Raw genomic sequence first — 10,651 nt, forward strand, 5'->3', positions numbered from 1 at the left:
TCACGCAATTGCACTCTGTCGCAGTGTGCATGTAAAGCCTTCGTGACACCATGAAGCTTGAACGCCATGTCGGAGGGCTCTCCCTCGCGCGGAAGGCCAACTACCTGCGGGCGCGCGGTTGGCGTGAAGACGAGGGTCGGTGGTCGCATGAGATCTTCGGCCAGCATCCGCTGGCGAAGGCCATCCACCACCAGCTCACGGACGACCTGGCGCAGGCCCTCTGTCAGCGGGGATGGCAGGTGCTTGGGTACTCGGAGCGGGGCTATGTGCAGCTCCGCGATGGAGAGCGCGGCAAGCCATGCTCGTTGCCCAAGGCACTGCGTACGCAGGCGCGCCGCGAGAAGCGTCCCGTGGCGGAGCTGACCTACTCGTTGTTCCTGGCGGCGCTCGTCGAAGTGAACGACGCCGGGTAGGGCGCGACCGTGCACCGAGTCCACGGGCTGCTGCCTGTCCGTGTGTCTGCTGCGTGCCATGCCCGCCGGGGCCACATTTTCCTTCTGGCCGAGAGGGAGTTCGCATGGTCGCCCGCCGTCTCCGCAGGCTCATCCGTGACCCCTACTGGCTGGTGCTGCTCGCCTGTCTCTGCATCGGCGGCCTGCTTGGCCTGGAGCTGGCGCGGGTTCAGACCGACTACGCATCGGCCTTCTTCGGCCTGGCCTGGCGGGGGGACCCCTCCAAGACACGCTCCGCGCTCACGGCGCTGTTCGGACTGCAGATCACCGTCCTCACGGTGGTCCTGTCCCTGAATGCACCGGTCATCCAGTCCGCGGCGAATCAATACTCACCCCGGCTCGTCCCGCTCTACTTGAAGAGCGCGCCGCTGCGCCGCGCCATCCCGCTGTTCTGCGTCTCCAGTGGGTACATCCTCGTGGCTGGACGAGAGCTGGGCTTGATCACGGACGCGGGAGTCCGTCCACGTCCCGTGCTCTCGGGGGCCTTCATCCTGGTCCTCTGCGCACTCGTGTCCCTGGTCGTCTGCATGATTCGCACGTTCCGTTACATGCGAGTGGAGCGCGTGCTCGGACTCGTCCAGGAGCTGGTCGTCTCGGCGGCTGAGCGTCGCATCCGGGCTCGACTGATCCGACTCCCATTGGACCCGGCGGCGACCCTGCTGCTGCCGCCCGAGGCCTCGGCGCTCACGGCGCCTTCCTCTGGCTACCTCACCGAGGTCGACCTCCGTCAGCTCACTCGACTCGCCCGGCATTGGCGTGTGCGGGTGCGCATCGACGTATTCGTCGGCGACTATGTCGACACGGGGGAAGTCGTCGGCTGGGTGGTGGGGGAAGTTCCTGGGTCCATGGACCCTCGCGCGATGCACAGCCTCGCCTCGGCCCTGCTCCTCACCGCGGCGCGCGAGCCTGATTGCGACCCCGCGCTCGGGATTCGCATCCTCGTCGACGTCGCCAACCGGGCGCTCTCGACCTCCGCGAACGACGCCTATACGGCGCGACAGGCGCTGCAGCAGGTCCGCTCGGTGATGCGCCGGCTGGGACATCTGCCGCTGGGGGACTGGAACGTGGTCGACCCCGATGGACAGGTGCGTGCGTCCGTCGCGGGGATGCGCCTGCGCGACTATCTCTTCATGGCGGTGGATGGTCCGCTGCACCATGGAATGGGCAGTCCCGAGGTCCTCGAAGAGGTCCTCCAGATCGCGCTCGCCGTGGGGCTGACCGCCTGGGATGCGGAAGACCGGGCCGCGGCGCATGCGCTCGTGGCTCGCGTGCTCGCGAAGGCCACCGCCCAGGAGACCCCCGAGCGTGAACGCCTCCATCGACGGCTCACGGAATCCAGGCGCATTCGCGCTGCATTCGAGAACCGCTCGCCAAGCGACCCCGGAGCCAACGCGGGCGAGTGGGGGCCGCACTGAGCCGAAGCCCACCCTCGAGCTGTGCCAGGGCACTCGGCCCCGGCACGGCCTTGGTTCAGGTGTCCTCTTGGGCCTACCCGAGTCCCCACGGGAGCCCCAGCACCTGCCACGCCACCAGGAGGAGGATCCACGCGATGAAGACGACCACGACGTACGGCAACATCAGCGCCACGATGGTGCCCACGCCTGCTTCCTTCTGGTACTTCTGGGCGAATGTGACGATCAACGCGAAGTAGGCGTTCAAGGGCGAGATGGCGTTGAACGGACCGTCACCCACGCGGTACGCGGCCAGCACGGCCTCCGGGTCGACATTCAGCCGCATCAGCAGCGGCACGAAGACGGGCGCGAAGATGGCCCACTTCGGAATGGCGCCCGTCATGATGAGGTCCAGCACGGCGACGACGCCGACGAACCCGACGAGCAACGGCAGCGCCCCGAGCCCCGCGTCCTCCAGGATGTCGCCCATCTTCACGGCCGCGAGCGTCGCCATGTTGGTGTACGTGAACAGGGCGATGAACTGGCTGATGATGAAGAGCAGGAAGATCAGCGCGCCCAGCCCCGACACCGCCTTCTCCATCGCCTTGATGACGTCGACGCTGCTCCGGATGGTCTTCGCGCCGATGCCGTAGGCCGCACCCGCTACGAGGAACAGCAGGGTGATTGCGACAATCAGGCCGTTCATGAACGGCGAGTCGCCCACGATGGCTCCCGTCTCCGGATTGCGCAGCGGCGCGCCCGGCGGCAGGGTCAGCAGCCCGAAGAACACGAGGACCGCCAGCACCCCCAACCCCGCGAACTTGAGTCCACGCGACTCGTCCGCGCTCATCGTCGCACCCGCCGCGTCCGGCTTCTCGCCCTTGTACTCACCCAGCCGGGGCGAGATGACCTTGTCGGTGATGAGCGAGACGATGAAGGTCAGCATGATGACCGACGCGACGGAGAACCAGAAGTTCGCCGTCAGGTCGATGGAGCGCTCGGGATTCAGGATGTGGATGGCGTCGTTGGTGATCTCCGTCAGGATGCCGTCCAGCGGCTTGATCAGGATGTTGACGGTGAACACCGCCGCGACGCCCGCGAAGGACGCCGCCAGACCCGCCAGGGGATGACGTCCCACGGTGAGGAAGGCCGCCGCCGCCAGGGGAATCAGGACCAGATACCCAGCGTCGGCCGCGATGCTCGACAGGATGCCGACGAAGACGAGGATGTACGTCAGCGCCTTGCGGGGCGCGACGGCCACCAGCTTGCGAATCAGCGCCCCCACCAGGCCCGCGGCGTCCGCGACACCGACGCCGAGCATGGCGACGATGATGACGCCCACCGCGTTGAAGTTCATGAAGTTCTGGACGACGCCCTCGAACATGAAGCGAAGCCCGTCGCCCGTCAGCAGGCTCTTCGCCGCGGCGGTCGTCTCCTCCGGGACGTGGGTCTCCGGATTGATGGTCTGGTACGTGACGCTGGCTCCCATCATGTAGAAGACATGGGAGAGCAGGATGACGATGCCAATCAGCGCGACGAAGATCACCGCCGGATGGGGGACCTTGTTTCCCACCCGCTCGACGGTGTCGAGAATCCGCTCCAGTCCCTTCTTCTTGGGCGGTGTCTCGGTCTGCCGTTCCGGCATCGAATCGTTGAAGTGAGCTGCCTTCATGGTCGTCCCGATCCTTTCCATCCGGGGACACGCTTGCCGCTCAATCCCGCGACGACGCGCGAGCCCCCTGCCTCAGAGCGTCAGCTCTGCTCCCACCGTGAGCGCGGTGTCCGTGGAGGCCTTTCCCTCCGCCGGTGAGCTGTCATGCCGTACGTCGAAGAACGTGGTGAGCGCCAGGCGCCCCGTCAGGTTCACGGAGAGCTTCGTGGTGGAGGTCAGCAGCACGCGCGTGTCGCCAAAGACATCCGGAAGCAGCATCGCGTACTCCCGGAACTCCACCCGCTCGTTGATGTCGTAGCGGAACATCACCCCGACCGAGGGAGACCACAGGTCGACGCTGGGGAGATCCTTCCGCGTGGGGACGTACTGGAACCTGCGGTCATGGGCGTAGTGAGCGCCCAGGTAGGCCCGCAGGAACAGCTCGTCCGTCTTGCGCTTCTTCTGCTCAATCAACGTGAAGCCGACCCCCAGCTCCACCTCCGCGCGCAGCTCGAGGCTCGACAGGTGGTCGGTCTCCGCCCCAAGGTACGTGTACGCGCTGAGCAGGGGCGTGGCCCGGTACTCCCCACGCACCCACGCTCCGAGCGCCTCCGCGATGAGCTCCTCTTCGTCCTCGGACGCCGCCGCTCTCCCGTAGGCGCCATCCGCCTCCAGGGTGAGTGCCCACTTGGGTGACTCGTATTCCGCCAGGGAATTGCCCGTCAGCGTGTACGAGCGACTGTTGCCGGTGAAGAACGAGAATCCGACGCCGAAGGACCCTGTCCAGGGCCCGACGTCCTCTTCCTCATCCTCGGTGCATGGGCGCACCGGGCCGTCCTCCGACACCGTGTCGGGCGGCGGCGTGGGAGTCTGGGCAAGGACCGTGAGGAGGAAGAGAAGAGGGCTCATACACACTCAGGTGAAGCAGGGAGGCGCTCCTGGAGCGATGCCAGGAGACGGGAGGCGCGGAGTTCACGGCCAGGACAGCGAGCAGGCGCGTGCCGCCCTCTCGGGTTCCGTCAAACACTCGTCATGCGTGACAGGGCGCGCAATCGCCCAAGGGGGCAGCGCGGGACGCTCGCGTGCGCGTCAGGACCCGACTCCGATTCACTGCCTTCATCCGACGCGCGACACTCGTCACGGCTCGGGCCGCAGGCGCTCCCTCAGTCGCGCGGTCTTCTCCTGGGTCCAGCCTTCCGGCCGCAGCAGCGCGAGCCAGCCGTCCACGTGCTCGCCCGTGTAGACATGGCCATAGCCGGGAGGGACCGCCATCCCCAGCGGCAGGTCGGCTGTCACCTGCCAGAACGTCACGAAAGGGAGCCACACCATCGCGTCCACGACGTCATCGCCCCGGGGCTCCCTCAGCCAGTCGGGACGGCTCAAGAGCAACTGCGGACTCCACCAGGTGATGGGGTCCGACGGGTGGAGCAGGTAGAGCACCCGGGAGTTCCCCCAGGGTGCGGACGCCGGAGGAACCTCCACGCCCGGCCGCCTGCTGAAACGCACGATGCGGCCATTGCGATACGTGGGCTCCACCTCGGGGCTGCCAGCATCGCGCTGGTCGGTGAACTCGCGATACAGCGTGTTGAAGTGTGGCGGCCCGACGAAGAGCGCGCCGCTCGTGCGGTTGGCCAGGTCCCGCTCTCCACTGAACGCCGTCTCTCCGCCGTAGGAGCCCAGGCTCTCTCCGAACACGAGCAGCTTCGGACGACGGCCTTCGGGGAGCCGCGACCAACGCTCGTAGACCTCATCGAAGAGGGCGCGTCCCGCTTCCCGCGCGCGCTGCTGGTCCACCAGGACGGAGAGCCAGGACCACAGATGCGAGTACTGCATGGAGATGATCGCCGAGTCGCCGCCCGTCACGTACTCGAAGGCGTCCACGGATTCCGGCACCACCCAGCCGCTGCCCGTGGTGGTGACGACGAGCAGGTACTCGCGCTCGAAGCCACCGGCTCGCTCCAGGTCCTGGACGGCCAGCTTCGCGCGGCCCTCCGCGTCCGGCGCGGAGGCATAACCGGCATAGACGCGGATGGGCTCCTTCGCGGCGGCGCCGTTGAACGTGGAGATCTCCTCGACCGAGGGACCCCGGCCCACGAAGTTGCGTCCCTCGCGGCCCAGCGTGTCCCAACCCACTCTCGAACCAGGGCCCCCGGAGCGCAGCACGCTGCTCGGCGGATACACGCCCTCCGCGGTCGTCGTGTCCTTCACGGCGAGGGTGCGGTCCGCCAGGGAGATGAGCCCGTCCCACAGCACGCCGCTGGCGAGCAGGAAGGTGAGCGCCGCCACCACGACGCCGCTCGTCGCCCGGGCCGCACGCGGGCCGATGTGCCGCGCGAGCCGCGAGTCCAGGCGCCGATACACGGCGCGCAGCCCGCGCCCCGCCGCGACGAGCAGGAAGAAGATGACCGCCGCGACCACGGGCGCGAACAGGTAGCCGGCGCGGCCAGGGTGGGGCATACCCATCCGCTCGCGAATGCTCGCCTGCCAATGCCAGCCCAACGCCAGCGCGGCGACCAGGGCCACGCCCCCCACCACGAAGAAGCCGAGCCAGGCGCGTGGACTCGGAACTCTCGGAGGTCGGTTGGCGAACTCACGCCAGAGCCAGGCGCCCAGGACGCCCAGCCCGTAGCCGATGACCGCGCTCATGCCACTGACCAGTCCTTGAAAGGGACCGCTGCGCGGCAGCAACGACGGCGTGAAGGACAGACACGCGAACACGAGCGCGACCCACGCGCCGGGGAGCGTGTAGTGGAGCCACCGGGAGGAAGTCCGACTCCCATGCCAGACACCACGCGCGGGTGGCTTCGGCGCGGCGCGATCAAGAAGGCGCTCCATGCGAACCCCCGGGGAGACGTTCTCGCGGCGCGGCACCGCATCCCTCGTTCCATGCAGAGGGTAGGACCTGCGAACGCGGCCCACAGCGGGCGCTCGTCACCCCCGCCCGGGACAAAGGGCCCGGGAGCTGTCCTGGGGAAGACGCACAGGCCTGCTCGCCCGACGTGCGCCCAGGCGGCGCCCGGCCAGGGCTCCGACTTCCCACCCGTCAGGCCCTCAAGCCTGGAGACGAACCCGGCCTCTTGTGATAACGAAATTGCGAGTCAATATCGTAGTCCTGGCTGTCGGACCGTCCTTCGGGGCGGGCCTCGAGGCAGCGTGAAGAGAAGAGGAGCGCGGCGTGACGACGAGCGTGAGCGAGAAAGTGTTCCGTCGGGGGCCCTTCCCCGTGAAGTTCCGACTGCTGGAGGTGCTGCGGGTGACTCCCATCACCCCGCATGTGGTGCGCATCACCTTCGGGGGCGAGGACATCCAGGGCTTCAACAGCGAGGGTGCGGACGACCACGTGAAGCTGCTGTTCCCCGAGGAGGGGAAGCTCAAGCCGGTCATCCCCACCATGGGGCCGAACGGCCCGGTGCTGCAGCCGGGTGAGAAGAAGCCGGACTCGCGCGACTACACGCCCCGGCGGCATGACGCGGTGGCGGGCGAGCTGGACATCGACTTCGTCCTCCACGGCTCGGGTCCCGCGTCGTCCTGGGCGTCGAAGGCGAAGCCGGGCGACCTCCTCGGCGTGGGCGGGCCCAAGGGCTCGCTGTTCGTGTCCAACGACTTCGACTGGTACCTGCTCGCGGGTGACGAGACGGCCATCCCCGCCATCGGCCGCAGGCTGGAAGAGCTGCCCGCGGGGGCTCGCGCCATCGTCTTCATCGAGGTGTCGGACGCCAGCGAGGAGCAGAAGTTCGACACGAAGGCGAACGTGACGCTGACGTGGCTTCACCGCAATGGCGCGGAGGCCGGGACAACAGACCTCTTGAACCAGGCGATTCGCGGGCTCGACTTCCCGCCCGGCGACTACTTCGCCTGGGTGTCGGGAGAGTCGCTCTCCATGCGCCCCATCCGCGACCACCTGCTCAACGAGCGGGGCACGAAGAAGAGCTGGGTGCGCGTCACCGGCTACTGGAAGCGCGGCCTGTCGGACCACCACCACGACTCGCAGAACTGAGTCGTCGCCCGGGGAGGCCGAAAACACCTCGACCTCCCCGGGACTTTCGACGAAGGCTACGCGGGCTTCGCGAGCGAGCGGAGCACTTCGCCCGCCATCTCCACCGTGTAGTCGATCTGCTCCTCGGTGTGCGCGGCCCCGGGGAAGTTCACGTCACGACGCAGCAGGATGCCCCGGCGCGCCATGCCGCCCTGGAAGGGCGTCATCAACTTCGCGTGCTCGACCATGTCGGTGGAGTAGCGGAAGAAGGGAATCGCGTCGTAGCCGAGCACGCGCAGCGGGGAGCCCACGGCCTCCGCGTGGGCATTGATGCCCTCGCGCAGCTTGCGGCCCAGCTTCGCCACGTGCTGGATGTGGTTGCCGTTCTTGTAGAACTTCAGGACGGCTTCCGTCACGGCCAGCGTCAGCAGCTCACCGCCGAAGGTGGTGGACACCTGGAGGTCGGCCAGCTTGCTCAGGTACTTCGCCGGGCCGGAGATGGCCGACAGCGGCATGCCCGCGGCGATGCCCTTGGACATGCACACGATGTCCGCCTGCACGCCGAAGAACTCCTGCGCGCCGCCCATCGCCAGACGGAAGCCGGTGACGACCTCGTCCATCACCAGCAGCACGCCGTGCGCCGTACAGGTCGCGCGCACCTGCTGCATGAACGCGGACGTGAGCACGCGGTTGTAGGGGATGGAGAGAATCACCGCCGCCAGCTGGCTGGCCTGCTTCTCGATGGTGGACAGCAGCACCGCCTCGTCCGGAGGCGTGAAGAGGGGCAGGCGCGTCGTCAGGCCCGCGTGCGCGGCCGGCACGCCCGGTGTGTCGAACATGAAGTGGTCGTGCCACCCGTTGTAGCCGACCGTGATGATGCGCTCCTTGCCGGTGACGTAGCGCGACAGCCGCACCGCCGCGGACGTCGCATCCGCGCCCGTCTTGAAGAACCGCGCCTGCTCCGCGCCGGGGACCAGCTCCAGCAGCGCCTGGATGGAGGTGACCTCGACGGGCGTGGGCAGCGAGTGGAGGACGCCTTCCTCCAGGTGCTTGCGGATGGTGTCCACCACCGCGGGGTGGTTGTGGCCCAGCATGTTGGCGCCGAGGCCGCTGATGAAGTCGATGTACTCCTGGCCGTCCACGTCCTCCACCAGCGCGCCCTGGCCCTTGGAGAGGAACACGGGGAAGGAGCCGGGAGCGAAGAACTCCGGCTTCTTCATCATCGACTGGGTGACGCCGGGGACCGTCTTGCGCGCCTCGGCGAGCAGCTGGTTCGAGCGCTCCAGCTTCAGCTCACCCAGGATGGGACGGGGGAGGGAAGGGTGCTTCCTGACGGGCATGTCCATGAGGCTTCCTTTGGCTTGATTCGAGTAACGTCCAGAGCAGGCACAGCGAGAGCGCCGTCACCGCCACGGCCATCCACCCCACCTGGCCGAAGCCGATGAGCGCTCCCTCCGGTGACGTCGCGATGAGCATCCCGCTCACCCAGGCGGACAGGCCGGAGGCGCCGTCGCTCGCGGCCATGTTCACCGCGAGGAACCGCCCGCGAAGCGACGGAGGCACCCGCGCCGTCACCAGCGCGATGGTGGGGATGGCTCGCGTGGACGTGAGGGCCATGAACAACACGAAGGCCCCCATGACGACGGGCAGCGGAGAGGGCGACAGGTGCGTGAACAGCAGGTGCGGGCCCACGGTGCCCACCAGGAGCAAGGCGAGCATGCGGCCCGCTCCGAGCCGGTCCGTGAAGCGTCCCACCAGCTTCGCCGCCACGAGTGTTCCCGCGCCGCCGCCCAGGTAGACCCAGGGCAGGTCCGTCTGCGACAGGCCCAGGTTGCCGACCATGTACGTGCCCAGGTAGGGGATGAGCAGGAAGCTGGCGAACGCCACGCTGAAGGTCAAAAGCCAGCCCAGCGCGAGCCCCGGCGCCGCCAGCGTCGACAGGGGATTGCGGCGGGTCTCCTCGTCGCTCCGGGACAGGTGCTGGTCCAAGCGGGGCAGGGCCTTCAAGAGCCCCAACCACAACACGCCCGCCAGCCCGCAGATGGCCCAGAACGGGGCGCGCCAGCCCAAGAGGTTCGCCAGGGCGAGACCGAGCGGAACGCCCGCGACGGCGGAGAGGCCGATGGTGGACATCACCGTGCCGATGGCGCGACCCCGTCGCTCGGGGGGAACGACGTCCGCGATGATGGCCATGATGACCGCGCCCATCAGCCCCGCGCACGCTCCCGCCAGCGAGCGCGCCACCAACATGGACACGTAGCCGGTGGCCGCGCCGCAGGCCATCGTGGAGAGGATGAAGCCCGCGAAGATGGCCAGCAGCGTGCGCTTGCGGTCGAACCGATCCAACCAGAACAGGCCCAGCACGCCCATGGCCGCGGAGGCCAGGGTGTAGGAGGAGACCATCGCCCCGAACTGCGCCGTCGTGATGCCGAAGCGCCGGATGAACTCCGGCCCCAGCGGCATGATGATCATGAAGTCCAGGAGGTGGCTGAACTGGACCCCGGCGAGCAGCAGGGTCAGCACTCTCTCCTGTCGAGGCGGAGATGCGGGGTTCACGAGGGGACTCCAGGTGTCACGCGCGGCGGGGGCCGCGAGGCTAGGGGCGGACGAATCGCACCCGAATCGGTGGCGAGGTCGCCGCGTAGGGCTGGCCCTCGCGGTCCAGCGCGGTGTCGAAGCGCGCCTTGCGTGCACAGGCCAGGGCCGCCTGGCCGAAGCCATGTCCCGGGTCTGACAGCAGCTCCGTCGACGTCACCTCGCCGTCGGCGTCCACGGCGACGCGCAGCACGACGAGCTGGTCATCGATGCGCAGCGCATCCGCTTCCTTCGGCCAGGGGCAGCTCCAGCTTCGCGCCGCGAGCTGGATGGAGCGGGCCCGGCTGCCTCCGGTGCCCTGGCCCTGCGTCTCTCCGCTCGGCACGGTGTTGACCGCCGTCGCCGAGCGACCCGTGGACGCCGTCACGCCTCCCGCGTAGCGAGGCGCATTGCCGCTGGTCATCTCGAAGTCCGTGAAGTCGAGCGGGGCCGCCGGCTCCTTCGCGGCGATGACGGCGCCGGCCTGCGCGGGCTCCGCGGGCGTGGGACGTGACGACTCGCGAGGCGCGGGGCTGGGCGTCTTCACGCGCGGCGGTGGCGGGTCCGCCCTCGCGACGCGCTGAGGCGCGGGCGGCGGGGGCTCGGG

Annotated in this window: 9 protein-coding genes; 3 read left to right on the forward strand and 6 right to left on the reverse strand. The window is 68.5% G+C overall.

Annotated elements, in window-relative coordinates; translation table 11 throughout:
- Positions 1–50: 50 nt before the first annotated feature.
- The gene (locus FJV41_RS01925; protein WP_141640651.1) at positions 51–413 is read left to right on the forward strand and encodes a hypothetical protein; all 363 of its coding nucleotides are present in this window, start codon (positions 51–53) and stop codon (positions 411–413) included.
- A gap of 104 nt (positions 414–517) precedes the next feature.
- Positions 518–1,867: a DUF2254 family protein gene (locus FJV41_RS01930; RefSeq protein WP_181790327.1), complete on the forward strand. Its 1,350-nt coding sequence runs from the start codon at positions 518–520 to the stop codon at positions 1,865–1,867.
- Positions 1,868–1,940: 73 nt separating this feature from the next.
- Here the strand turns inward: FJV41_RS01930 and FJV41_RS01935 are convergent, their stop codons facing one another.
- The 3 genes from FJV41_RS01935 to FJV41_RS01945 all read right to left on the reverse strand — a co-directional run bounded on the left by FJV41_RS01935 (position 1,941) and on the right by FJV41_RS01945 (position 6,329).
- Positions 1,941–3,515: an AbgT family transporter gene (locus FJV41_RS01935; protein WP_141640653.1), complete on the reverse strand. Its 1,575-nt coding sequence runs from the start codon at positions 3,513–3,515 to the stop codon at positions 1,941–1,943.
- 72 nt (positions 3,516–3,587) lie between these two features.
- Positions 3,588–4,403, reverse strand: coding sequence for a DUF481 domain-containing protein (locus FJV41_RS01940; protein WP_141640654.1), 816 nt, complete (start codon positions 4,401–4,403; stop codon positions 3,588–3,590).
- A gap of 228 nt (positions 4,404–4,631) precedes the next feature.
- A complete protein-coding gene (locus FJV41_RS01945) occupies positions 4,632–6,329 on the reverse strand; it encodes an alpha/beta hydrolase (RefSeq protein WP_141640655.1) in 1,698 nt (565 codons plus the stop codon).
- Positions 6,330–6,669: 340 nt separating this feature from the next.
- On the opposite strand from FJV41_RS01945, the gene FJV41_RS01950 reads away from it, so the two are divergent.
- The gene (locus FJV41_RS01950; protein WP_141640656.1) at positions 6,670–7,491 is read left to right on the forward strand and encodes a siderophore-interacting protein; all 822 of its coding nucleotides are present in this window, start codon (positions 6,670–6,672) and stop codon (positions 7,489–7,491) included.
- 56 nt (positions 7,492–7,547) lie between these two features.
- Here the strand turns inward: FJV41_RS01950 and mxcL are convergent, their stop codons facing one another.
- The 3 genes from mxcL to FJV41_RS01965 all read right to left on the reverse strand — a co-directional run.
- On the reverse strand, positions 7,548–8,816 hold the full coding sequence (gene mxcL, locus FJV41_RS01955) for a myxochelin B biosynthesis transaminase MxcL (protein WP_141640657.1): 1,269 nt from the start codon (positions 8,814–8,816) through the stop codon (positions 7,548–7,550).
- Entirely contained in the window at positions 8,764–10,026 is a 1,263-nt protein-coding gene (mxcK, locus tag FJV41_RS01960; protein WP_141640658.1) for a myxochelin export MFS transporter MxcK, read from the reverse strand. Before mxcK ends, mxcL begins: the two co-directional genes overlap by 53 nt.
- Positions 10,027–10,066: 40 nt before the next feature.
- The coding region (locus tag FJV41_RS01965; protein ID WP_141640659.1) for a TonB family protein at positions 10,067–10,651 on the reverse strand (585 nt) is incomplete at its 5' end.

The organism is Myxococcus llanfairpwllgwyngyllgogerychwyrndrobwllllantysiliogogogochensis (assembly GCF_006636215.1).
GTDB lineage: Bacteria > Myxococcota > Myxococcia > Myxococcales > Myxococcaceae > Myxococcus > Myxococcus llanfairpwllgwyngyllgogerychwyrndrobwllllantysiliogogogochensis.

Excerpts from the sequence above, each read along its gene's own strand:
- FJV41_RS01925 (WP_141640651.1), top strand. The coding sequence starts at position 51 with ATGAAGCTTGAACGCCATGTCGGAGGGCTCTCCCTCGCGCGGAAGGCC.
- FJV41_RS01945 (WP_141640655.1), bottom strand. The coding sequence starts at position 6,329 with ATGGAGCGCCTTCTTGATCGCGCCGCGCCGAAGCCACCCGCGCGTGGT.
- FJV41_RS01940 (WP_141640654.1), bottom strand. The coding sequence starts at position 4,403 with ATGAGCCCTCTTCTCTTCCTCCTCACGGTCCTTGCCCAGACTCCCACG.
- mxcL (WP_141640657.1), bottom strand. The coding sequence starts at position 8,816 with ATGGACATGCCCGTCAGGAAGCACCCTTCCCTCCCCCGTCCCATCCTG.
- FJV41_RS01935 (WP_141640653.1), bottom strand. The coding sequence starts at position 3,515 with ATGAAGGCAGCTCACTTCAACGATTCGATGCCGGAACGGCAGACCGAG.
- FJV41_RS01930 (WP_181790327.1), top strand. The coding sequence starts at position 518 with ATGGTCGCCCGCCGTCTCCGCAGGCTCATCCGTGACCCCTACTGGCTG.